This window comes from Pseudomonas sp. DTU_2021_1001937_2_SI_NGA_ILE_001, from assembly GCF_032463525.1.
In the GTDB taxonomy this organism is placed as follows: domain Bacteria; phylum Pseudomonadota; class Gammaproteobacteria; order Pseudomonadales; family Pseudomonadaceae; genus Aquipseudomonas.
Window position 1 is genome coordinate 2,394,409 of the sequence record NZ_CP135971.1, and the last position, 21,739, is coordinate 2,416,147.

The 21,739-nt window shown below is 64.2% G+C and carries 20 protein-coding genes; 10 read left to right on the plus strand and 10 right to left on the minus strand.

Annotated elements, in window-relative coordinates; genetic code table 11:
• Window positions 1-36: 36 nt before the first annotated feature.
• Window positions 37-1,368 (minus strand): MFS transporter, encoded by a 1,332-nt coding sequence (locus RRX38_RS10160; protein WP_315962413.1) that lies wholly within the window; start codon window positions 1,366-1,368, stop codon window positions 37-39.
• Between the two features lie 251 nt (window positions 1,369-1,619).
• On the opposite strand from RRX38_RS10160, the gene RRX38_RS10165 reads away from it, so the two are divergent.
• Window positions 1,620-3,935 carry a putative bifunctional diguanylate cyclase/phosphodiesterase gene (locus RRX38_RS10165; RefSeq protein WP_315962414.1) on the plus strand — a complete coding sequence of 772 codons (2,316 nt, stop codon included), beginning with the start codon at window positions 1,620-1,622 and terminating at the stop codon, window positions 3,933-3,935.
• Window positions 3,936-4,042: 107 nt separating this feature from the next.
• On the opposite strand, the gene RRX38_RS10170 is transcribed toward RRX38_RS10165, so the two are convergent.
• Window positions 4,043-4,348 (minus strand): DUF2288 domain-containing protein, encoded by a 306-nt coding sequence (locus tag RRX38_RS10170; RefSeq protein ID WP_315962415.1) that lies wholly within the window; start codon window positions 4,346-4,348, stop codon window positions 4,043-4,045.
• 405 nt (window positions 4,349-4,753) lie between these two features.
• Between RRX38_RS10170 and RRX38_RS10175 the strand changes: the two genes are divergently transcribed.
• From RRX38_RS10175 to nhaA, 8 genes are all read left to right on the plus strand, one after another.
• Window positions 4,754-5,881 carry a branched-chain amino acid ABC transporter substrate-binding protein gene (locus tag RRX38_RS10175; protein ID WP_315962416.1) on the plus strand — a complete coding sequence of 376 codons (1,128 nt, stop codon included), beginning with the start codon at window positions 4,754-4,756 and terminating at the stop codon, window positions 5,879-5,881.
• Window positions 5,882-6,098: 217 nt separating this feature from the next.
• Window positions 6,099-7,028: a high-affinity branched-chain amino acid ABC transporter permease LivH gene (gene livH / locus RRX38_RS10180; RefSeq protein ID WP_295473551.1), complete on the plus strand. Its 930-nt coding sequence runs from the start codon at window positions 6,099-6,101 to the stop codon at window positions 7,026-7,028.
• Window positions 7,025-8,293 (plus strand): high-affinity branched-chain amino acid ABC transporter permease LivM, encoded by a 1,269-nt coding sequence (locus RRX38_RS10185; protein WP_295473554.1) that lies wholly within the window; start codon window positions 7,025-7,027, stop codon window positions 8,291-8,293. Before livH ends, RRX38_RS10185 begins: the two co-directional genes overlap by 4 nt.
• Window positions 8,290-9,057, plus strand: coding sequence for a high-affinity branched-chain amino acid ABC transporter ATP-binding protein LivG (gene livG / locus RRX38_RS10190; RefSeq protein ID WP_295473557.1), 768 nt, complete (start codon window positions 8,290-8,292; stop codon window positions 9,055-9,057). The genes RRX38_RS10185 and livG overlap by 4 nt, the downstream gene beginning before the upstream one ends.
• The gene (locus RRX38_RS10195) at window positions 9,058-9,759 is read left to right on the plus strand and encodes an ABC transporter ATP-binding protein (RefSeq protein ID WP_295473559.1); all 702 of its coding nucleotides are present in this window, start codon (window positions 9,058-9,060) and stop codon (window positions 9,757-9,759) included.
• Window positions 9,760-10,094: 335 nt separating this feature from the next.
• Window positions 10,095-10,778 carry a hypothetical protein gene (locus RRX38_RS10200; protein ID WP_315962417.1) on the plus strand — a complete coding sequence of 228 codons (684 nt, stop codon included), beginning with the start codon at window positions 10,095-10,097 and terminating at the stop codon, window positions 10,776-10,778.
• Window positions 10,779-10,888: 110 nt separating this feature from the next.
• Window positions 10,889-12,502: an NAD(P)/FAD-dependent oxidoreductase gene (locus RRX38_RS10205; protein ID WP_315962418.1), complete on the plus strand. Its 1,614-nt coding sequence runs from the start codon at window positions 10,889-10,891 to the stop codon at window positions 12,500-12,502.
• Between the two features lie 212 nt (window positions 12,503-12,714).
• Window positions 12,715-13,884, plus strand: a complete 1,170-nt coding sequence (gene nhaA / locus RRX38_RS10210) for a Na+/H+ antiporter NhaA (protein ID WP_315962419.1) — start codon at window positions 12,715-12,717, stop codon at window positions 13,882-13,884.
• A gap of 109 nt (window positions 13,885-13,993) precedes the next feature.
• On the opposite strand, the gene RRX38_RS10215 is transcribed toward nhaA, so the two are convergent.
• The 6 genes from RRX38_RS10215 to RRX38_RS10240 form a co-directional block, all read right to left on the minus strand.
• Window positions 13,994-14,458: a glycine zipper 2TM domain-containing protein gene (locus tag RRX38_RS10215; protein WP_315962420.1), complete on the minus strand. Its 465-nt coding sequence runs from the start codon at window positions 14,456-14,458 to the stop codon at window positions 13,994-13,996.
• Between the two features lie 153 nt (window positions 14,459-14,611).
• Window positions 14,612-15,259 (minus strand): pyridoxamine 5'-phosphate oxidase, encoded by a 648-nt coding sequence (gene pdxH / locus RRX38_RS10220; RefSeq protein ID WP_315962421.1) that lies wholly within the window; start codon window positions 15,257-15,259, stop codon window positions 14,612-14,614.
• 134 nt (window positions 15,260-15,393) lie between these two features.
• Window positions 15,394-16,431, minus strand: a complete 1,038-nt coding sequence (locus RRX38_RS10225) for an OmpA family protein (protein WP_315962422.1) — start codon at window positions 16,429-16,431, stop codon at window positions 15,394-15,396.
• Between the two features lie 152 nt (window positions 16,432-16,583).
• The gene (locus tag RRX38_RS10230; protein WP_315962423.1) at window positions 16,584-17,732 is read right to left on the minus strand and encodes a serine hydrolase domain-containing protein; all 1,149 of its coding nucleotides are present in this window, start codon (window positions 17,730-17,732) and stop codon (window positions 16,584-16,586) included.
• An 81-nt stretch (window positions 17,733-17,813) separates the two neighbouring features.
• Entirely contained in the window at window positions 17,814-19,958 is a 2,145-nt protein-coding gene (gene dinG, locus RRX38_RS10235) for an ATP-dependent DNA helicase DinG (RefSeq protein ID WP_295473579.1), read from the minus strand.
• Window positions 19,955-20,122, minus strand: a complete 168-nt coding sequence (locus RRX38_RS10240) for a hypothetical protein (RefSeq protein ID WP_295473582.1) — start codon at window positions 20,120-20,122, stop codon at window positions 19,955-19,957. Before RRX38_RS10240 ends, dinG begins: the two co-directional genes overlap by 4 nt.
• Between RRX38_RS10240 and RRX38_RS10245 the strand changes: the two genes are divergently transcribed.
• Complete coding sequence (locus tag RRX38_RS10245; protein WP_295473585.1) at window positions 20,121-20,585, plus strand: CopD family protein; 465 nt, start codon at window positions 20,121-20,123, stop codon at window positions 20,583-20,585. The two genes, RRX38_RS10240 and RRX38_RS10245, sit on opposite strands and share 2 nt — an antisense overlap.
• Here the strand turns inward: RRX38_RS10245 and RRX38_RS10250 are convergent, their stop codons facing one another.
• Together RRX38_RS10250 and RRX38_RS10255 are read right to left on the minus strand one after the other, a co-directional pair.
• A complete protein-coding gene (locus RRX38_RS10250; protein WP_315962424.1) occupies window positions 20,586-21,344 on the minus strand; it encodes a collagen-like protein in 759 nt (252 codons plus the stop codon). It abuts the gene before it with no gap.
• Window positions 21,337-21,606 (minus strand): DUF1145 domain-containing protein, encoded by a 270-nt coding sequence (locus RRX38_RS10255; protein ID WP_315962425.1) that lies wholly within the window; start codon window positions 21,604-21,606, stop codon window positions 21,337-21,339. The genes RRX38_RS10250 and RRX38_RS10255 overlap by 8 nt, the downstream gene beginning before the upstream one ends.
• Between the last annotated feature and the right edge of the window lie 133 nt (window positions 21,607-21,739).

Sequence of the window (21,739 nt, forward strand, 5' to 3'; positions counted from 1 at the left end):
CGCTCCTCGCATCAGCTCCAACCGACGGTACTGCCGTCAACCCTGCATCCTTGCCTGCATGGCTTGGGCATCACGCCCGAAACTGCGGGTCGCCAGCAGCAGGAACACCAGGGTCGCCAGCAGCGCGGCCGGGATCAGGTACAGGGCACCATGCAACCCCACGGCCTTGAACGCCTCGCTCATCTCGACCGCCCCCGCCGCCTGCATGGCCTGCACGGCGAAATGATCAGACAACCATCCGACCACCACCGGCCCCAGGCCACCGCCCAGCAGGTACAGCCCGGCGAAAAACACCGCCATGGCCGTGGCCCGCAGACGCGGCTCGACCACGTCCTGGATTGCCGGGTACACGCAGGTGTAGAAGTTATAGGCGAACAGCCAGCCCAGGCTGAACAGCGCCACGAACAAGGAAATGGCCACCAGCCCGGCATGCAGCGCATAGCCGGTGGCGAGGGTGGCGACCAGCATGCTGAAGGCCGCGAACAACAGGCGTCCGTTGAGCGAGCGCTCATGCAGCTTGTCGGCGATCCAGCCGCCAGCGGTCAGGCCGATCAGACCGGTCACCCCGACGATGACCCCAGTGGCGACCGCCGCCTCTTGCAGGGAAATCTGAAAATAGCGTTGCAACATCGGCACCATGAATGAGTTGCACGCATAGGTGGCGAAGTTGTACGCCAGGCCGGCGAGCACCAGCCAGCGGAACGTGGCGATACCCAACAGGCGGCGTAACGGCTGGTCGATCGGCGCTTCGTTGACCACCACGCTCTCCGCGGCGCCGCGCTTTGGCTCACGAATGAAGAACATGAACAGCGCCAGGACAAGCCCTGGTACGGCGGCGATGAAGAACGGCGCGCGCCAGCTGTCGAACGCCTTGACCATCGCACCAATGGTGAAGAACGCCAGCAACAGCCCCAACGGCAGACCCAGCATGAACAGGCCCATGGCCCGTGCGCGACGCTGAGCCGGGAACAGGTCGCCGATCAACGAGTTGGCCGCCGGCGCATAGCTGGCCTCGCCAATGCCGACCCCCATGCGCACCAGCAGGAAGCTCCAGAAGCTGCCGACCAGGCCGTTCACGGCCGTCAGCCCGCTCCACACGGCCAGACCACAGCCCATGATGGTCTTGCGCGAACCTTTGTCGGCCAGGCGTCCAAGCGGCAGCCCGGCAATCGCGTAGACCAACGTGAACGCAGTGCCCATCAGGCCCAATTGGAAATCGCTGAGCTGCCATTCCTTGCGGATCGGCTCGGTCACGATGGACGGGATCGCCCGGTCGAAGAAGTTGAACAGGTTGGCCAGAAACAGCAGAAACAGCACACGCCAGGCGTTGCTGGCCTGGGTGGCGGCGGCCGTGAGCGGGTTGTTCATCCCAGCATCCTTGCGCAGGGCGGTGGTGAAAGTCGTAGTCAGCCTAGCCAGAGATTGCCGTCGCGACTCGACATAGTCTGTAAAGATTCGTAACCAGGCCCCCTACCGCCAGTCGAAAAACCTGACCATAGAGGCAATTTAATTGCACTGGGAACTGTGGCGTGATTGACGACTTCTATACTGCAATCGAATCGCCATTGGTGCTGCCAGCCCCCTGGCGATCCTGACAGTGAATCTATTTAGGGCATGCTATGGATTGGCCGAGTTTGCATGTTTTCGTGGGAACGCCCGATGCCGGGCAGATTTTGCTCGACTGCAGCCACAACATCTTTCTCGTCGCGTTGGCCTTTGGGGTGATCTGCGCTGCCTGCTACGCCACCATGGACGTCGCCGAACGGGCAGTCAACGTCGAAGTCACACGCCACCGCCGTGTCTGGAAGTGCCTGGCCGCCCTGTGCCTGGCCGGTGGTGTGTGGGCCATGCATTTCATCAGCATGCTGGCTTTCCAGGCGCCCTTGCGGCTGACCTTCCACATGGGCATTACCCTGGCCTCGCTGTTGTTCGTGATGTTCGCCGGTGCCATTGCCGTACGCAGCCTGGGCAAACCGCATCTGAATACCCTCGACTGCCTGGTCAGCGCGCTGCTGATCGGGCTAGGGGTCAGCGCCATGCACTACATCGGCATGGCAGCCGTGCAGTCGGACGCGGCACAGTATTACGACCCGCACCTGTTCACGCTGTCGATCATGATCGCCTTCCTGGCCAGCCTGGCGCTGTTGATCCTGCCACGCCTGCTGCGCAAGAACGGCGGCATGTTCCATCAGATGTTCCGTTACAGCATCAGCCTGTTCCTGGGCGCTGGCATCATGTCCATGCACATGACCGGCATGCACGCCCTGAGCCTGGTGCTGCCGGAAGGCGCAGAGATGCAGCTGGCCGATACCCCGAATAGCCAGCAGTTGGGGCTTACCATCGCCGCCATCATGTTGCTGATCGTCGCGGGCAGTATCAGCGCGGCGATGGCCGACAAGAAACTGCAGGGCAAGGAGCGGGACCTGCAGCGGGTCAACAACCTGCTGAACCAGCTGGACCAGGCCCAGATGTCACTGCAACAGGTGGCCCACTATGACCCGCTGACCAACCTGGTCAACCGCAGGGGCTTCAACCAGCTGTTTGCCGAACAGCTCATCGAGCACGCCACCAGCCAAGGCATGCTGGCGGTGATGTTCCTGGACATTGACCACTTCAAGCGCATCAACGACAGCCTCGGCCATGATGCCGGCGATGAACTGCTCAAGGTCATCGCCGAACGCATCCGCAGCGCCACCCGTGTGCAGGACGTGGTGTCACGCTTCGGCGGCGACGAGTTCTGCATCCTGATCAGCGTGCCGCATTACGAAGAAGCCCGGCACCTGGCGCACCGGGTCATGCAGAAGATGAAGGAACCCATCGCCCTGAGCGGCCGACGCATGGTGATGACTACCAGCATCGGCATCGCGGTGTTCCCGCGTGACGGCGAAACCAGCGAAGAGCTGTTGAAAAATGCCGACCTGGCGCTGTACCAGTCCAAGGGCAATGGTCGCAACCGTGTCACCTTCTTCAGCCCGGCACTCAAGACCCGCGCCAGCCTGGAACTGCATCTGGAAGAAGAACTGCGCAACGCGCTGCGCGAAGAGACCGGCCTGCAGGTGTTCTACCAGCCGATCATCGACCTGCGCACCGGCCACGTGGCCAAGCTCGAGGCCCTGGTGCGCTGGGAACACCCCGAACACGGCCTGCTCGGTCCGGACCGTTTCATCGGCATCGCTGAGGCCAACGGCCTGATCGCCGAGCTGGACAACTGGGTGTTGCGCCGTGCCTGCAAGGACCTGGGTGCTCTGCGCCTGGACGGTTTCGACGAACTGGTCATCGCGGTCAACTGCTCGGCCCTGAACCTGTCCCGCGAGGAGCTGGCCGATGAGGTCAAGGACGCCCTGGAACAGGCTGACGTCGAACCCAGCCGCCTGGAGCTGGAAGTCACGGAGAACGCCCTGATGGGCAACATCAGTAATACCATCGTGCTGCTCAAGCACATCCGCAGCCTGGGGGTATCGCTGTCCATCGACGACTTCGGCACGGGCTATTCATCCCTGGCCTACCTCAAGCACCTGCCGCTGGACACCCTGAAGATCGACCGCTCGTTCATCCAGGACGTACCCAAGTCGTCCCGCGACATGGAGATCGTCCACGCGATCATCGTCATGGCCCATACCCTGCACCTGCGGGTCGTCACCGAGGGTGTGGAGACCCCGGCACAACTGGACTTCCTCAGCCAGTACGCCTCGGACTACGTGCAGGGCTACCTGTTCAGCAAGCCGCTGCCCCTGGCGCAACTGCTGCCGTTGATCAAGCAGATGAACGAACGTGAGCCGGCCAGCCTGTGGCCAGCCTCGGTGATGCTCGAATCACGCCGGCAGGAAGTGGACATCCCGCGCTCGCTGGATCTGTTCAAGGACCTTCCCGCCAGCCGGGAACACTACTCGCGCAGCCACCCCGTACGCACCAAGCGTACGCGCTGGTCGGATTGACGGCGACCGCGTGGCTGGCGCAGTAGCCTTTTGCTACTCTTCGCGCCACGAAGTGGAAGCTGGCTGTCCAGTTCGGCGCATCGCTTCGCACCAAAATGAATCACGAATCAGTGCGACGCCCTGTCCTGGATCAGAATCCAGGGCGCGACGACCACCGCCCACAGCTGTGCATCCGCTTCGAAGAACGCCAGAGCCCTTGATTCAGAGACTTTGGCAACCTGCTCGGCGGCCATCCAGGCAGAAACCCGCGCGGTGTCGTTCTCGGCAACGGCTTCGGCCACGGCGATCAGATCCAGCTCGGGAGCGACCCACAAGAGGGCACCCTTTGCAAAGAATGGTTGCAATTGCTGCCAGGGAATTACCGCCGTTTCGCCGAGCAGTTTGGCATAGAGGGTGCTTGGTTCTTGCTTCATGGGTTTCACCGAATGGAAAAATCGGCGCAATGATAACGTCGACTCCCCCGGAGACAACCCGCAAACATGGCGCCTGACGCGGTTTGCAGCGGGTTTTCCCTGCACATGACGGCTTGTCCCGCCCTGTGTAGTGAAACAACGCGACGGGAGCCTTGGTAACAAAAATGATCGTGCAGCCTTCGATCCAGGACGGGTCGGATGAAAAAACTACAGCGAAATTCTGTAAGTTTCTGTCGATCAGGCGACATCCATCGGTTTTGCCTTGAACCGCCAGCTTTTCAAGCGATCCAGCGGCGCTCTAGACTGTGCCGGTACAGTTGGCGGAAGGCAGACCGGGTTCGTCATCCGGTCCTGCGGCAATGGCCGTCGGGATTATAAAAACTACAACGCAAGAGTGGAGCACTCATGATCAAGGGAACCAACAAGCTGTCCAAGCTGTTCGCCGCACTGGTACTGGCCGGTGCAGCCAGCCATTCCTTCGCCGCCGACACCATCAAGATCGGCATCGCCGGTCCCAAGACCGGTGCGGTCGCCCAGTACGGCGACATGCAGTTCAGCGGCGCGAAAATGGCCATCGAACAGATCAATGCCAAGGGTGGCGTGGACGGCAAGAAGCTCGAAGCCGTCGAATACGATGACGCCTGCGATCCCAAGCAAGCGGTCGCCGTTGCCAACAAGATCGTCAACGATGGCGTGAAGTTCGTCATCGGTCACCTGTGCTCCAGCTCCGCCCAGCCGGCTTCGGACGTCTACGAAGACGAAGGCATCCTGATGGTCACCCCGGCGGCCACCAGCCCAGACCTGACCGCCCGTGGCTACAAGCTGGTGTTCCGCACCATCGGCCTGGACAGCGCCCAGGGCCCTGCCGCCGGCAACTACATTGCCAAGCAGGTCAAGCCGAAAGTCGTCGCGGTCATCCACGACAAGCAGCAGTACGGTGAAGGCATCGCCACCGCCGTCAAGCAGACCCTCGAGAAAGACGGCGTGAAAGTCGCCCTGTTCGAAGGTATCAACGCCGGCGACAAGGACTTCTCTTCGCTGATCGCCAAGATGAAGCAAGCCAACGTCGACTTCGTCTACTACGGCGGCTACCACCCTGAGCTGGGCCTGATCCTGCGCCAGGCCAAGGAAAAGGGCCTGAAGGCCGGCTTCATGGGTCCGGAGGGCGTGGGTAACGCCTCCATCTCGCAGATCGCCCAGGACGCGTCCGAAGGCCTGCTGGTGACCCTGCCTGCCTCCTTCGACCAGGATCCGGCCAACAAGGCCCTGGTCGACGCGTTCAAGGCCAAGAACGAAGACCCGAGCGGTCCGTTCGTATTCCCGTCCTACGCTGCCGTGGAAGTCATCGCCGAAGCCATCACCAAGGCCAAGAGCGAAGACACCGCCAAGGTTGCAGAAGCCATGCGCGCCAACACCTTCAAGACCCCGACCGGCAACCTGGCCTTCGATGACAAGGGCGACCTGAAGGACTTCAAGTTCGTGGTCTACACCTGGCACAAAGACGGCACCAAGACCGAAGCCCCCGTGAAGTGATTTCACGCCTTCGATGAACACCCAAAGCCCACTGCAATCGCAGTGGGCTTTGTTTTACGAGACGCTCGGGCTTCACAAGGGCCCGTCTGTCTGAACCACTCGAAACCATGCCGGCCCCCTTTCACTGGATTTGCGTCAACGCGGGAGCAACACCACGACGCGCAACGGGGAAACGTTTGGCCAGTGAGCCGTCGTGCAGGTTTTCAGGAGCGCTGTAATGCCCGAGATAGACATCTATCACTTTCTACAACAGCTGGTTAATGGCATGACCATTGGCAGCACCTACGCCTTGATCGCCATCGGCTACACGATGGTCTACGGCATCATCGGCATGATCAACTTCGCCCACGGCGAGGTGTACATGATCGGTTCCTACGTGGCGTTCATCGCCATCGCCGGGCTGACCATGCTGGGCCTGGGCAGTCTGCCACTGATCATCACGGCGGCCTTCGTGGCCAGCATCGTGGTCACCAGCGCCTACGGCTACAGCATCGAGCGGGTCGCCTACCGGCCACTGCGCGGCAGCAACCGCCTGATCCCGCTGATCTCCGCCATCGGCATGTCGCTGTTCCTGCAGAACACCGTGCTGTTGTCGCAAGACTCCAAGGACAAGTCGATTCCCAACCTGATTCCGGGCAACTTCGTGTTCGGTTCGGCCAGCACCCATGAAGTGGTCATTTCCTACATGCAGGTGCTGATCTTCATCGTCACCCTGATCACCATGCTCGGCCTGACCTGGTTCATCTCCCGCTCCCGCCTGGGCCGCGCCTGCCGCGCCTGTGCCGAAGACATCAAGATGGCCAACCTGCTGGGTATCAACACCAACAACATCATCGCCCTCACCTTCGTGATCGGCGCCGCGCTGGCCGCCGTGGCCGCAGTACTGCTGAGCATGCAGTACGGGGTCATCAACCCCAACGCCGGCTTCCTGGTCGGCATCAAGGCGTTCACCGCCGCGGTACTCGGCGGCATCGGCAGCATTCCGGGCGCCATGCTCGGTGGCCTGGTGCTCGGCGTGGCCGAGGCGTTCGGTGCAGACGTGTTCGGCGACCAGTACAAGGACGTCGTGGCGTTCAGCCTGCTGGTTCTGGTGTTGTTGTTCCGGCCGACCGGCCTGCTGGGCCGCCCGGAGGTTGAAAAAGTATGAGCAAGAATCTCAAATCGGCCTTTTTCAGCGCCCTGCTGGTGCTGGCCGTGGCCTACCCGGTACTGGGCCTGAAGCTGGAGATCGTCGGCGTCAACCTGGCGGTTCTCAACGCCAGCAGCTCGACCATCGCGATCATCCTCGGCTGCGCCGTAGCCATGTTCCTGCGCGTGCTGTTCAGCGAACAGATCTCCGCCGCCTGGCGTTCCTCGCCACGCCTGCCAGGCCTGTCGCCCAAGGCCGGGACCTTCCTGACCCTGCCGAGCACCCAGCGCTGGATCATCCTGGCCATGGTGCTGGTCGCCCTGGTATGGCCCTTCATGGGCTCGCGCGGTGCGGTGGACATCGCCACGCTGATCCTCATCTACGTGCTGCTGGGCCTGGGCCTGAACATCGTGGTCGGCCTGGCCGGCCTGCTCGACCTCGGCTACGTGGGGTTCTACGCCGTGGGCGCCTACAGCTACGCGCTGTTGTCGCACTACTTCGGCCTGGGCTTCTGGATCTGCCTGCCGATCGCCGGCCTGATGGCCGCCTTCTTCGGCTTCCTGCTGGGTTTCCCGGTGCTGCGCCTGCGTGGTGACTACCTGGCCATCGTGACCCTCGGCTTCGGCGAGATCATTCGTTTGCTGCTGCGCAACATGACCGACCTCACCGGCGGCCCGAACGGCATCAGCAACATCGAGAAACCGACCTTCTTCGGCCTGACCTTCGAACGCAAGGCCGCCGAGGGCATGCAGACCTTCCACGAGTTCTTCGGTCTGCCGTACAACTCGATCAACAAGGTGATCTTCCTCTACCTGGTCGCCCTGCTGCTGGTGCTGCTGGCGCTGTTCGTCATCAACCGCCTGCTGCGCATGCCGATCGGCCGTGCCTGGGAAGCCCTGCGCGAAGACGAGATCGCCTGCCGCGCACTGGGCCTGAACCCTACCGTGATCAAACTCTCGGCCTTCACCCTGGGCGCCGCTTTCGCCGGTTTCGCCGGCAGCTTCTTCGCCGCTCGCCAGGGCCTGATCACCCCCGAGTCGTTCACCTTCATCGAGTCGGCGATCATCCTCGCCATCGTGGTGCTGGGCGGCATGGGCTCGCAGCTGGGCGTGATCCTCGCGGCCATCGTGATGATCCTGCTGCCGGAGTTGATGCGTGAGTTCAGCGAATACCGCATGTTGATGTTCGGCGCCATGATGGTGCTGATGATGGTCTGGCGTCCTCAAGGCTTCCTGCCGATGCAACGCCCCGAAATGAAATTGAAAGCGGAGCCGGGCAAATGAGCCGACCCATACTGCAAGCCTCGGGGCTGTCCATGCGTTTCGGCGGCCTACTGGCCGTCAACGGCGTAGCCCTGAACGTCAATGAAAAACAGGTGGTGTCGATCATCGGCCCTAACGGCGCCGGCAAGACCACCGTGTTCAACTGCCTGACCGGCTTCTACAAGCCGACCTCCGGCACCATCGTGCTCGATGGCGAAGAGATCCAGGGCCTGGCCGGCCACCAGATCGCCCGCAAGGGCGTGGTGCGCACCTTCCAGAACGTGCGGCTGTTCAAGGAAATGACCGCCGTGGAAAACCTACTGGTCGCCCAGCACCGGCACCTGAACACCAACTTCCTGTCGGGGCTGTTCAAGACTCCGGGGTTCCGCCGCAGCGAACGCGAGGCCATGGAATACGCCGAATACTGGCTGGAAGCGGTGAACCTGCGTGAATTCGCCAACCGCCCCGCTGGCACGCTGGCCTACGGTCAGCAGCGTCGCCTGGAAATCGCCCGCTGCATGATGACCCGTCCGCGCATCCTGATGCTCGACGAGCCGGCCGCCGGCCTCAACCCGCGGGAAACCGAAGACCTCAAGGCGCTGATCGGCGTACTGCGCAACGACCATAACGCCACCGTGCTGCTGATCGAGCACGACATGAAGCTGGTCATGAGCATTTCCGACCACATCTTCGTGATCAACCAGGGCACCCCCCTGGCCAACGGCACTCCCCAGGAGATCCGCGATAATCCCGACGTCATCAAAGCCTACCTGGGGGAAGCGTAAATGCTGCAGTTCGAGAACGTTTCCACCTTCTACGGCAAGATCCAGGCGCTGCACAGCGTCAACGTCGAGGTGCGCCAGGGCGAAATCGTCACCCTGATCGGCGCCAACGGCGCGGGCAAGTCCACCCTGCTGATGACCCTGTGCGGCTCGCCACGCGCGCACAGCGGCAGCATCCGCTACCTGGGCGAGGAACTGGTCGGCCAGGAGTCCTCGGTGATCATGCGCAAGAGCATCGCGGTGGTGCCTGAAGGCCGCCGCGTGTTCGCCCGCCTCACCGTCGAGGAAAACCTCGCCATGGGCGGATTCTTCACCGACAAGGGCGACTACCAGGAGCAGATGGACAAGGTCCTGCACCTGTTCCCGCGCCTGAAGGAGCGCTTCAGCCAGCGCGGCGGCACCATGTCCGGCGGCGAGCAGCAGATGCTCGCCATCGGCCGTGCGCTGATGAGCAAGCCCAAGCTGCTGTTGCTCGACGAGCCGTCCCTGGGCCTGGCACCGATCATCATCCAGCAGATCTTCGACATCATCGAACAGCTGCGCCGCGATGGCGTGACCGTGTTCCTGGTCGAACAGAATGCCAACCAGGCGCTGAAGATCGCCGACCGTGCCTATGTGCTGGAAAACGGCCGGGTGGTGATGCAGGGTTCCGGTGAACAGCTGCTGGTCGACCCGAAAGTGCGCGAAGCCTATCTGGGCGGTTGAGGCACCTGAATGCTCCCGGCCTCCGGGAGCACGTCCGGCGGGAGCGGCTTTGCCGCGATACGGGTCAGTAAGGCGGTATATGGCTTGGTGGGAGCGGCTTTAGCCGCGAAAGCGCCAGGAAATTCACTGCATCTGTCGTGAACAGGCGGTCGCTTCGCGGCTAAAGCCGCTCCTACCCGGTCTAACTGACCCGTATTGCGGCTAAAGCCGCCCTCACCTGAGGCTGCGACCGCCCAGCCGGGCGCAACAACAGACTGGCAGGCTCACGCCACCTCCCCCTTGAGATACATCCCCGCCCTGAGTAACGTGGCGGCACCTGTCCTTGAGGTTGCCCCATGTCCGCTTTCCGCTCTGCCCTCGTCTTCTCCCTGCTGCCCCTGTTCGCCGGCTGCCAATGGCTGGGCGTGCAATCTGCTGCACCGGCCAAGGTCTCCATGGTGGGCATGACCCGTATGCAGGGCACGCTCAGTGGCGAAAATGGCAAGTTGCTGTTCCAGCCCTGTGGCGAACCACGCCGCTACGTGGTGATCGATCGCGGCGACACCGCCATCCTTCAGGAAGCCGCCAGCCTGGCCGACGCCCAGGGCAAGGTGTTCGCCGACCTGCGCGGACGCTTCAACGCCAGCAAGGCCCAGGGCGGTGACGGCCAGCTCGACCTGTACCAGCTGTATCGCGTCGAACGCCCCGGCCAAGCCTGCGAAGACCCGAACTTCAAGCGCCTGACCCTGCACGCCGACGGCCTGAATCCGGTATGGAACGTCGAGGTCAGCGGCAAGGGCATGATCATCGATGTACAGGGCCAGCCGCCGGTCGCGCTGCCTTACCTCGAAGAGCAACTGCCCGACGGGCGTTTCAACCTCAGCAGCGAAGCCAACGGCCAGCGCATCGACATGTGGGTCGCGCCACAACGCTGCGTCGACAGCAAGAGCGGCGCGGTGCGCCACCTGAGCGCCGAGCTGCGCATCAACGGCCAGGCAGTGCGCGGCTGCGGCTATTACGGCGGCTCGCGCAACGACTGAACGGCCGCGCCCGTCAATTGGGCATAACGGTCCAGGCCTCAGGCCGCATATAATGCCCGGTTCTTGTAGTGCTGCCGGGCTGAACCTGCGGCCCGAAACCGGACCCCTGAATGTTACGAATCAACGAACTCAAGCTGCCTCTCGATCACCCTGACGAAGAACTGCGCAGCGCCCTGGTCCAACGCCTGGGCATCGCCGACAGCGATCTGCTGGATTTCACCGTCTTCAAGCGCAGCTACGATGCGCGCAAGAAATCCTCGGAAATGCTGTTCATCTACACCCTGGACTTCAACGTCCGCGACGAGACCGCGCTGCTGAAGAAACTGGCCGGCGACCGGCAGATCGGCCCGGCTCCGGATGTCAGCTACAAGTTCGTCGGCCACGCACCGCAGGGTTTCCCCATTCGCCCCATCGTCATCGGCTTCGGCCCCTGCGGCATCTTCGCCGGCCTGCTGCTGGCACAGATGGGCTTTCGGCCGATCGTCCTCGAACGCGGCAAGGAAGTGCGCCAGCGCACCAAGGACACCTGGGGCCTGTGGCGCAAGAGCGTGCTCAACCCCGAGTCCAATGTGCAGTTCGGCGAAGGCGGGGCCGGTACTTTCTCCGACGGCAAGCTCTACAGCCAGATCAAGGACCCGAACTTCCTCGGTCGCAAGGTGCTGCACGAATTCGTCAAGGCCGGTGCGCCGGACGAAATCCTTTACGTCAGCAAACCGCACATCGGCACCTTCCGCCTTACCGGCATGGTCGAGAACATCCGCCAGGAGATCATCGAGCTGGGCGGCGAGGTGCGCTTCGAACACAAGGTCACTGACCTGCTGATCGACGATGGCCAACTGGTCGGTGTCGAGCTGGACAACGCCGAGCGCATCGAGTCGCGCCACGTGGTGCTGGCCCTGGGGCACAGCGCTCGCGACACCTTCCGCATGCTGCACGCCCGTGGCGTATACATGGAGGCCAAGCCGTTCTCGGTAGGTTTCCGTATCGAGCACCCGCAGTCGCTGATCGACCAGGCGCGCCTGGGCAAGTACGCCGGCCACCCGAAGCTGGGCGCCGCCGACTACAAACTGGTCTATCACGCCAGCAACGGCCGTTCGGTGTACAGCTTCTGCATGTGCCCTGGCGGTACGGTGGTGGCGGCCACTTCCGAACCCAACCGGGTGGTCACCAATGGCATGAGCCAGTACTCGCGCAACGAGCGCAACGCCAACTCGGGCCTGGTGGTCGGCATCGACCCGGAACGCGACTACCCCGGCGGCCCGCTGGCGGGCATCGAACTCCAGGAACGCCTGGAGTCCCTGGCCTTCGAACTGGGCGGTGGCAACTACGAGGCACCGGCGCAACTGGTCGGCGACTTCATCGCCGGCCAGGCGTCTACCGCGCTGGGTAGCGTCGAGCCGTCCTACAAGCCCGGCGTCAAGCTGGTCGATCTGGCCCAGGCCCTGCCGCCCTTCGCCATCGAGGCGATCCGCGAAGCGCTGCCGGTGTTCGACCGCCAGATCAAGGGCTACGCTCTGCACGACGCGGTGCTCACCGGCCTGGAGACCCGTACTTCGGCGCCAGTGCGCATCACCCGCGGCCAGGACATGCAAAGCCTGAACGTCAAGGGCCTGTACCCCGCTGGCGAAGGCGCCGGCTACGCGGGCGGCATTCTCTCCGCGGGCGTAGACGGCATCCGCATCGCCGAGGCGGTGGCCAAGGACTTGCTCGGCCTGCACGACTGAGCCCCTCACCTGCAGCGTCGTCCAGCCAGACTGGTAAGGCGCTGCAGGCAATTTCGGAAAATCCCTACACCACAAGATGCCCCTTCCTCGCCAGCCGGCGCACGCAGCCTTGTTAGGCTTGCTGCCGGCCCGGTCCCGCCTTCCGCTTCTGCCCTTCGGGCACTCCAGACCCGGCCTCTGCCCTCACACGCCACCTGGAGAACAGCCCGGCCATGCGTAACACCCTGATGCGTTTCTTCCAGCTCGAAGCAGCCGGGGGGCTGCTGCTGATCGCCGCCGCCGCGGCGGCACTGATCGCCAGCAACAGCACCCTGTCCAGCCTCTACGCCAGCTTCCTGGACATTCCCGTGACGCTGCGCCTCGGCGCCCTGCTGATCGACAAGCCCCTGCTGCTGTGGATCAACGACGGCCTCATGGCCTTGTTCTTCCTGGTCATCGGCCTGGAGGTCAAGCGCGAGGTGCTCGAAGGCCAGCTGTCCAACCCGGCGCAGATCGTCCTGCCCGGTGCAGCGGCCATCGGCGGCATGGTCATTCCCGCCCTCATCTACGTGCTGTTCAACCTCGGTAACCCCACGGCGCTGGCCGGCTGGGCGATTCCCACCGCCACCGACATCGCCTTTGCCCTGGGCGTGCTGGCCCTGCTCGGCAAACGCGTGCCGCTGTCGCTCAAGCTGTTCCTGATGACCCTGGCGATCATCGACGACCTGGGCGCCATCCTGATCATCGCGCTGTTCTACTCGGGTGAACTGTCCAACCTGGCACTGGGCCTGGCCGGCGCCACGCTGGTGCTGCTGGCGCTGCTCAACCGTACCGGCGTCACCCGCCTGGCGCCTTACCTGCTGCTGGGGGCCGTGCTGTGGGTGTGCATCCTCAAGAGCGGTATCCATGCCACCCTGGCCGGCGTGGCCCTGGCCCTGTGCATCCCACTGCGTGTACCACAAGGCCAGCCCGCCCCCCTGCTGACCCTGGAGCACGGCCTGCATCCCTGGGTCGCGTTCGCCATCCTGCCGCTGTTCGCCTTCGCCAACGCTGGCGTATCCCTGAGCGGCCTGAGCACCGGCAGCTTCCTCCATCCGGTGTCGCTGGGCATCAGCGCCGGCCTGCTGCTGGGCAAGACCCTGGGGGTGTTCGGCCTGACCTGGCTGGTGGTCGCCAGCGGTCTGGCGAAGCTGCCGGCCGGCGCCAACTGGGGGCAGGTGCTGGGGGTTTCGATCCTGTGCGGCATCGGCTTCACCATGAGCCTGTTCGTCGGCACCCTGGCCTTCGATGCCGGCACCAGCCCCTACACCGGCACAGACCGCATGGGCATCCTCACCGGCTCGTTGCTGGCGGCCTTGCTGGGTTATGGAGTGATGGCGCGGGCGAGCCGCAAGACGGCTTGAGGGTATCGGGCATTGGCGAGCAAGCTCGCTTCCACACAACGCTTCCACACAACGCTCAGGCAAAAAAAACCGATCCAGAAGGATCGGTTTTTGGGTATTGCGAGCTGGGTCAGTGCGTCACGCGGCTGGTGCCGTTGACGGTCATGATGCGAACCCGGTCGCCAACACGGAAAATCTCGTTTTCCTGCACTTGCTGCACATAGGCGCGCATGCTGCCGTCGTCTTCGCGCACGGTGATTTCCACGCCTTGGGTACGGGTCAGGCCTTCTTCGGTCATGGAGCCGAGTACACCACCGGCCACGGCACCGATGACCGCCGCGACGACACTGCCACGGCCACCGCCGATGGCGCTGCCGCCCACCCCGCCGACCACGGCACCAGCACCGGCACCGATCGGGGTCTTGGTGCCTTCGATCTTCACCGGACGCAAGGACTGTACGGTACCCAGACGGACGGTCTGCACGGTACGCGCTTCTTCACGGGAATAGGAATCACCGGTCAGGCTGGAGGTACAGCCCCCAAGGGTCAATGCCATCGCAGTGAGCGAGGCAACCAGCAGAACGGACTTGCGCATATAGGGTATCTCCTGAAATCGAGTCTCCATTAGACTCCCGGCGAGCGACGCCGTCACGGCTACCGGAGCGGCATCATTGATTCATTCAGGCGCCATACAGCGGGGGCGCCTACCCAGCCTAAGACGGCGACGGCCTGGAATAATTCATCGATGCTACGGAGCCAGGCGCTGCCGAATCCACCCCTCATTTGTTAAACGATAGTTCAAACGATCGTGCAGGCGGCTCGGCCGTCCCTGCCAGAACTCGATGCGGTCCGGCACCAGGCGGTAGCCGCCCCAGTGTTCGGGGCAGTGCGGCTGGGTGTCGTGGAAGCGCTGCTCGGTCTCGTGCAGCAGCCGTTCCAGCTCGGCGCGGTCGGCGATGACCCGGCTCTGCGGCGAAGCCCAGGCCCCCAGGCGGCTGCCCAGCGGGCGAACCTGGTAATAGGCGTCGGACTCGGCGGCGCTGACCTTGGCCACCAGCCCTTCGATACGCACCTGGCGCTCCAAGGCGGGCCAGAAGAAGGTCATGGCGGCGAAAGGCCGGGCCGCCATCTGCTGACCCTTGGCGCTGTCGTAGTTGGTAAAGAAGGTAAAGCCCTGGCTGTCCAGCGCCTTGAGCAGCAGCACGCGGCAGTGCGGCCGACCATCGGCGTCCACCGTGGCGAGGGTCATGGCATTGGCTTCCACCGGCGCCTGCTCGGTTTGCACCGCGTCGGCGAACCATTGATGGAACAAGGCAAAGGGTTCATCCGGTGCCTGGATTTCGGTCAGGCCGTCACGGGTATAGTCACGGCGCATATCGGCCAGGGATGAGGTCATGGCGGGGTTCCTTCGCGGCAGTTCAGCAAAGCTGTTGAGCACGGCAGTTAAGCACATTGGCCTGCCGGCGAACAACGCGAAGTGCCGCCGGCCCGGCACCGGTCAATGTTTGCGGTGCCGGGCTGGCGCTCAGGTCAGTTGCTGGCCTGGGCGTCGCTCTTCTTGGCCACGGTCTTGGCCGGTGCCGCGTCTTTCTTGGCCGGAGTAGCAGCCTTGGCGGTGTCTTTCTTCACCGGCGTGGCGGGCTTCTTGGCGGTGTCCTTCTTGGCCGGGGTGGCGGCCTTCTTCGCGGTGTCTTTCTTGGCGGTTGCGGCCTTGGCCGGCGCGGCTTTCTTGGCCGCCGGTGCCGGGGCAGCGGCGGGCTTGACGTCCTGCACGGCGACCATGGTCGGTGCTACGGCCGGCACGTCGTAGCGGCTCATCAGGGCGCGCATGGTGTCCTGACGGGTGAGCAGAATCTCCACGCGACGGTTCAGCGCACGCCCCTGGGCACTGTCGTTGGCCGCACGCGGCATTACCGCGCCCATGCCACGCTGGCTCAGGCGGTTACGCTCCAGGCCGCTGAGGCGGAAGATCGCGGCGATCGACTGGGCACGCTCCTGGCTGATCTTCTGATTGACCGCAGCCGCGCCGGTGGTGTCGGCGTGACCAAGAATCAGCACGGCGGTTTTAGGGTCGGCTTCGACCGCCTTGGCCAGACGGGTGATCGGACCCAGCTTGACCGGCAGCAGCATGGCCGGGCGGTCAGGGTTGAAGGACGAGTCTACCGGAGCGGTAACCACCAGCAGGTCTTCACGGCGCTCCAGCTGGAAGTCGCTGTCCTGAATGGCGGTACGTACACGCGGCTCGTACTCGTCCAGCCAGGCCTGGGTGATCTTCGGGTCAGGCATTGGCGCGGCCTTGACCTCTTCCTTCTTGTCGCTGCTGCCGAACGGCCACCACCAGTGGCTGTCGGTCTCCGACTTGGCGACCATGGCCGGAGCGGGCTTGGGCTCGGGCTTTTTGGCGACCGCCTCGGCAGGCGCATCGGGTTTGGACTCGGCCACCTCGTCGGAACCGAACGGCCAGTACCAGGGGCTGGATGCCGCGGCAGATTCGGTTTTCGGGGTTTGGGCGCAACCGGTAACGGCAGCGATGCACAACGCGAGAGCGAGACTTCTTTTCGAGGACATGGACGACCTACAGCGAAATGGACCAGACGAATGGACGCGAGCAACGTCCGTATAACACGCCTCAAGGCAGAGTGGAAAAGGAAACCGTCCTACGGTTCAGTTTTCATCCACGAACTGACAATCGGTATTAAACAAGCACTTATGAGCGATAGTTACTGCAAAGCTTCACGCAGTATAGCCACCAGCCGCTGGGCACGCGGATCCATCAGTACATAAGGCCCCAGGGTGTTGGTGACGAAGCCGAACGCCACGTCGTAATCGGGGTCGGCGAAGCCCACCGACCCGCCCGCCCCCGGATGCCCGAAGGCACGCGGACCCAGGCCATAGGTGGCGTTGACGAGGCCGGGCTGGTCGAGCATGCAGCCCAGGCCAAACCGCGTGGAGGTCAGCAGGGTCTTGTCCTCACCGAGGCTGTGCTCGCGGGTCATTTCGCCGAGCAGCTCGGCTTCCAGCAGGCTGCCGTCGAGCAGGCCGCTATAGAAGCCGGCCAGGCTGCGCGCGTTGCCGTGACCATTCGCGGCCGGCTGCTGGAAGCGCCGCCACTCGGGCTTGTTGGTACTGGTGAGGATCGACGGCGGGTTGGTGAACGCCTTGCAGGTGATGGAGTCCGGCTCACGCAGGGTGGCCTGCAGCAGGCGCTGGGCGGCGGCATCGCCGAGGTTGCCCTTGCCACGCGCGATATGCGCAACGCGGTGGAACTGCTCATCAGCCAGGCCGACGTGAAAGTCCAGACCCAGCGGACGTGCCACCCGGCCGACGATGGCATCGCCGGGCTGGCGGCCATCGGCACGCCGCAGCAGCTCACCGATCAGCCAGCCATAGGTGATCGCCGCATAACCGTGACCTTGCCCCGGCGTCCACCAAGGTGCTTCGGCGGCCAGGGCGGCGGTCATGGTGTCCCACTGGTAAAGGGCTTCGGCCGGCAGCACCTGACGCAGTGCCGGCAGGCCGGCCTGGTGGCAGAGCAACTGGCGCAGGGTGATGTGTTCCTTGCCGGCAGCAGCGAACTCGGGCCACAGCCGCGCCACGGGCTCGTCCAGGCGCAGCTTGCCTTCGTCAACCAGTTGCAGGGCAGTGACTGCCGCGAACGGCTTGGTGCAGGAGAACAGGTTGGCGATGGTGTCGCTATGCCAGGCCTCGCTGCCCTGCTGGTCGGCGGTGCCGGCCCACAGGTCGACCACGGTCTCGCCGCCGATCTGGATGCACAGCGCGGCGCCACGCTCCTGGGGATCATCGAACAGGGCCGCGAAGGCCTCGCGGACGGCTTCGAATTCGAGCTGGAAATGACCCTGGATCTGCAACGCGTGGCTCCTGGCAGGCTGACGTGAAAAAACAGCGTGCATTGTTCCAGTGATCAGGCCGGTTGTGAACCGGCACGGCGCTCAGGAAATCTCACGGTGGAACGGCGGCAGGGCATTGAGAATCGCCTTGCCATAGCGTTGGGTGACCACCCGACGGTCCAGCAGGGTAATGGTGCCGCGGTCGGCCTCGGTGCGCAGCAGCCGTCCGCAGGCCTGGATCAGACGCAACGAGGCGTCAGGTACGGCGATTTCCATGAACGGATTGCCGCCACGCGCCTCGATCCACTCGGCCAGCGCCGCCTCCACCGGGTCGTCCGGTACGGCGAAGGGGATCTTGGCAATCACCACGTGTTCGCAATAGGCACCGGGCAGGTCGACGCCCTCGGCGAAGCTGGCCAGACCGAACAGCACGCTGGACTCGCCGCTGTCGACCCGCGCCTTGTGCTTGTTGAGGGTCTCCTGCTTGGACAGGTTGCCTTGGATGAACACCTGCTTGCGCCAGTCGCGGTCCAGGCCGTCGAACACTTCCTGCATCTGCTTGCGCGACGAGAACAGCACCAGGCTGCCCCGCGAGCCTTCGACCAGTTCCGGCAGGTCGCGGATGATCGCAGCGGTGTGCTCGGCGGCGTTGCGCGGGTCGGCCTTGAGGTCGGGCACCCGCAGCACACCGGCATCGGCATGGTGGAAGGGGCTCGGCACTACGGCGGTCACGGCATCGCGGGGCAGGCCGGAGCGCATGCGGTAGCGGTCGAACTTGCCCAGCGCGGTGAGCGTCGCCGAGGTCACCAGGGCGCCGTAGGCGACGTTCCACAGGTTGCGGCGCAGCATGTCGGCGGCGAGGATCGGGCTGGCGTTGACTTCGATGTCGAACAGCGCGCCGCTGTCGGCCAGGGTCAGCCAACGCGCCATCGGCGGCGTGTCTTCGGGGTCTTCGGCGGTGAAGGCGGTCCACAGCTCCCAGTTGCCCTGGGCACGGGCCAGCAGGCTGCCGAACAGCGGATACCACTCCTCGGCCTGGTGGCTGGCGATGCCGATGTTCACCTCGCCGTCCATGCCTTCCTTGAGCAGGTCGGCCAGGCGGGTGAACAGGTCGTTGAGGCGCGAGAAGCCCTTTTTCAGTTCGATGCCGATGTCACGGATGTGCTCGGGAATCACCCCGCCCACGAAGCGGTGCCGAGGGCGCTCGCGACCCTCCATGTCTTCACCGGCGCGAAAATCGGCCAACTGTTCGCAGGCGGCGAACATGAACTGCTGCTGGTTCTTCACTTCCCGCGCCAGTTCCGGCACCTGTTCGATGAGCCGCCCCAGGTCGCCGGGCAACGGGTGCTGGGCCAGCAGCTTGGTAAGGTTCTTGGCGGTCTGTTCCAGCCAGTCGGCGGTGGAACGCAGCCGAGTGTAATGGGCGAAGTGACCGATGGCTTTGTCGGGCAGGTGATGGCCCTCGTCGAACACGTAGATGGTGTCGCGCGGGTCGGGCAGCACGGCGCCGCCGCCCAGGGCCAGGTCGGCAAGCACCATGTCGTGGTTGGTGACGATCACGTCGACCTTGCCCATGCCTTCGCGGGCCTTGTAGAAGGCGCACTGCTGGAAGTTCGGGCAATGCCGGCCAGTGCACTGGCTGTGGTCGGTGGTCAGCCGCGCCCAGGTCGGGTCGTCCAGCTCCTGGGGCCAGCTGTCGCGGTCGCCGTCCCATTTGTTGCCGGCCAGCTTCTGCAACATGCTGTTGAAGAGCTTCTGGCTGACTTCGTCGACCTCGATCTTGAAGCCTTCTTCTTCGAACAGCTGCGCTGTGGCGTTGGTCTGGTTGGTTTCCTGCAGCAGCAGGTCGAGCTTGGACAGGCACATGTAGCGGCCACGCCCCTTGGCCAGGGCGAAGCTGAAGTTCAGGCCGCTGTTGCGCATCAGGTCGGGCAGGTCCTTGTAGACGATCTGTTCCTGCAGGGCCACCGTGGCGGTGGCGATCACCAGGCGCTTGCCCGCCGCCTTGGCCGCCGGGATCGACGCGATGGTGTAGGCGACGGTCTTGCCGGTACCCGTCCCGGCCTCCACCGCGACCACCGCCGGGTCACCGCTGCGTCGCCCTTCCTCGTCGGTCTCGACATCCCCCAGCACCTTGGCCACCTCGGCGATCATCAGGCGCTGGCCGTAACGTGGCTTGAGGCTTTTGGCTTCGAGAAAACGCGAGTAGGCGCCCTGGATCTGGGATTTGAGTTCGGTACTGATCATCGCTCGGGTTCGGGATACGGCAGAAAGGCTGGATAAATTTTCAGTGTTTCGAAGTGGGCGCTATCATAGCGCGCTAATTCCATCTGCGCTGGACGCATCGCGGCAAAAGCGCCTTCATTGGTCGGACGACCGGCTCGTTCGCTCATCGCTCCCGAGGTTTCCATGACCCTTTCCAGCCTTGTCTACACCTTGCACGTCCTGGCCGCACTGGTCTGGGTCGGAGGCATGTTCTTCGCCTGGATGGTCCTGCGCCCGGCCATCATCGCAGCCCTGGAGGGGCCGCTACGCCTGAAACTATGGGTCCAGGTGTTTCCGCGTTTCTTCGCCTGGGTGTGGGCGGCGGTGCTGATTCTGCCGGTCAGCGGTGTGCTGGTTGCCCGGGACAAATTTCCCAGCCTGGAGCTTGCGCCGCATTACGTGCAGGCCATGATCGGCCTGTATGTGGTGATGGTCGCGCTGTTCCTGCGTATTCATTCGTTACAGTTGCCGGAGCTGAAACAGGCCGTGGCCGCCGAGCAATGGGCTGACGGCGCCGCCGTGCTGGGGCGCATCCGCCGCATCGTGGGTATCAACCTGCTGCTGGGCCTGGCCGTGGTGGCGTTGGCCGCCGCACGACCGATGCTCTGATCAGAAGCGCTGCACGTTGACCGCACCGGCAGGCCCGGCCATACCGGCCTGCCCTGCCTGGCCACCATTACCGGCCTTGCCACCGGCCGCACGGTAGACGATGCAGCCCTTGGACTCACCGCCACGCCCGGCCTTGCCGCCCTCCCCGCCAGCGCCACCGGCACCGCCCTGGACATTCACCTCGATACGCTCGGCCGGAAAGGCCACTGGCAGCTCCAGGCGCACCAGACCGCCGGCGGCGCCATCATGGCCGTTGCCGCCATTGTCGCCGTCATAGCCGCGCCCGGCCTGGCCCCAGGTGCAACCCGGCGCCTGGCCGTTGGCGCCATCCAGGCCGACGAAACCCGGCGCCCCGGTGCCGCCACGCGCGTCCACCGACAGGCGTTCGGCCTGCAGCTCATGCATACGCAGGGTCAGGCTGCGACCGGGGGTCGGCGCCTTCTCGAAGGTGCCAGGCGCACCGCGGGCGGTGATCTGGCTACCGCTACCCAGTTGCCCCTGCCCCACTTGCAGGCTGAGCGGCTGTGCGCTGGGCACGATGGCGATGCGCGCCTCGTGACCGAGCACCAACTGGCCGACCTTCAGTTCCGTGATATTGCCGGGCACCAGCAGGGTGCCGTAGTCGGCAACCTCCAGGCGCTGGATATCCAGCGACGTACCGCCAGCCGGCAGGCGCAGCAAAGAGTGCGACTGCACCAGGATGTCCTGGGCCATCGCCAGGGGGCTGCACAGGGCAGCGAGCAACAGCAGCTTACGCATGGCGAACCTCGGGTGTACCAATGGCCTTGATATGGAAAATGCCGAACAGGATGATCTTGCCGCGATCTCGCCAGGGCTGGGGGCGACCGCGCAGGCGGGCGTTGAACACAAGGATGTCCAGCACATGGACCGCCAGCAGCAGGCCGCCGGCCAGGTCGAACAGCACATCGAAGGGGCCCGGCAACCTCACCGCCAGGTTGAGCAGAATCACGGCCCAGACCACCAGCATCAGCAGCTTGCCCAAGCCCCAGAACAGTTTCATCGTTGCTCGCCCCTGATATGCCCCCGGCGATCGCCGCCGCGTTGGTAGCGCACAGTACCGCCAAGCCGGTACGCGGCGCCAGCGGAGTTTGCCGAGCCATGGCGCAGGAACGAAAAGGCCCGCCCGGCGCGCT

Coding starts and splice junctions, on each gene's coding strand:
- RRX38_RS10205 (WP_315962418.1), top strand. CDS start 10,889: ATGTTACGAATCAACGAACTCAAGCTGCCTCTCGATCACCCTGACGAA.
- RRX38_RS10160 (WP_315962413.1), bottom strand. CDS start 1,368: ATGAACAACCCGCTCACGGCCGCCGCCACCCAGGCCAGCAACGCCTGG.
- RRX38_RS10250 (WP_315962424.1), bottom strand. CDS start 21,344: ATGCGTAAGCTGCTGTTGCTCGCTGCCCTGTGCAGCCCCCTGGCGATG.
- RRX38_RS10225 (WP_315962422.1), bottom strand. CDS start 16,431: ATGTCCTCGAAAAGAAGTCTCGCTCTCGCGTTGTGCATCGCTGCCGTT.
- dinG (WP_295473579.1), bottom strand. CDS start 19,958: ATGATCAGTACCGAACTCAAATCCCAGATCCAGGGCGCCTACTCGCGT.
- pdxH (WP_315962421.1), bottom strand. CDS start 15,259: ATGACCTCATCCCTGGCCGATATGCGCCGTGACTATACCCGTGACGGC.
- RRX38_RS10255 (WP_315962425.1), bottom strand. CDS start 21,606: ATGAAACTGTTCTGGGGCTTGGGCAAGCTGCTGATGCTGGTGGTCTGG.
- RRX38_RS10165 (WP_315962414.1), top strand. CDS start 1,620: ATGGATTGGCCGAGTTTGCATGTTTTCGTGGGAACGCCCGATGCCGGG.
- livG (WP_295473557.1), top strand. CDS start 8,290: ATGAGCCGACCCATACTGCAAGCCTCGGGGCTGTCCATGCGTTTCGGC.
- livH (WP_295473551.1), top strand. CDS start 6,099: ATGCCCGAGATAGACATCTATCACTTTCTACAACAGCTGGTTAATGGC.
- RRX38_RS10215 (WP_315962420.1), bottom strand. CDS start 14,458: ATGCGCAAGTCCGTTCTGCTGGTTGCCTCGCTCACTGCGATGGCATTG.
- RRX38_RS10200 (WP_315962417.1), top strand. CDS start 10,095: ATGTCCGCTTTCCGCTCTGCCCTCGTCTTCTCCCTGCTGCCCCTGTTC.
- RRX38_RS10245 (WP_295473585.1), top strand. CDS start 20,121: ATGACCCTTTCCAGCCTTGTCTACACCTTGCACGTCCTGGCCGCACTG.
- RRX38_RS10175 (WP_315962416.1), top strand. CDS start 4,754: ATGATCAAGGGAACCAACAAGCTGTCCAAGCTGTTCGCCGCACTGGTA.
- RRX38_RS10170 (WP_315962415.1), bottom strand. CDS start 4,348: ATGAAGCAAGAACCAAGCACCCTCTATGCCAAACTGCTCGGCGAAACG.
- RRX38_RS10185 (WP_295473554.1), top strand. CDS start 7,025: ATGAGCAAGAATCTCAAATCGGCCTTTTTCAGCGCCCTGCTGGTGCTG.
- nhaA (WP_315962419.1), top strand. CDS start 12,715: ATGCGTAACACCCTGATGCGTTTCTTCCAGCTCGAAGCAGCCGGGGGG.
- RRX38_RS10240 (WP_295473582.1), bottom strand. CDS start 20,122: ATGGAAACCTCGGGAGCGATGAGCGAACGAGCCGGTCGTCCGACCAAT.
- RRX38_RS10195 (WP_295473559.1), top strand. CDS start 9,058: ATGCTGCAGTTCGAGAACGTTTCCACCTTCTACGGCAAGATCCAGGCG.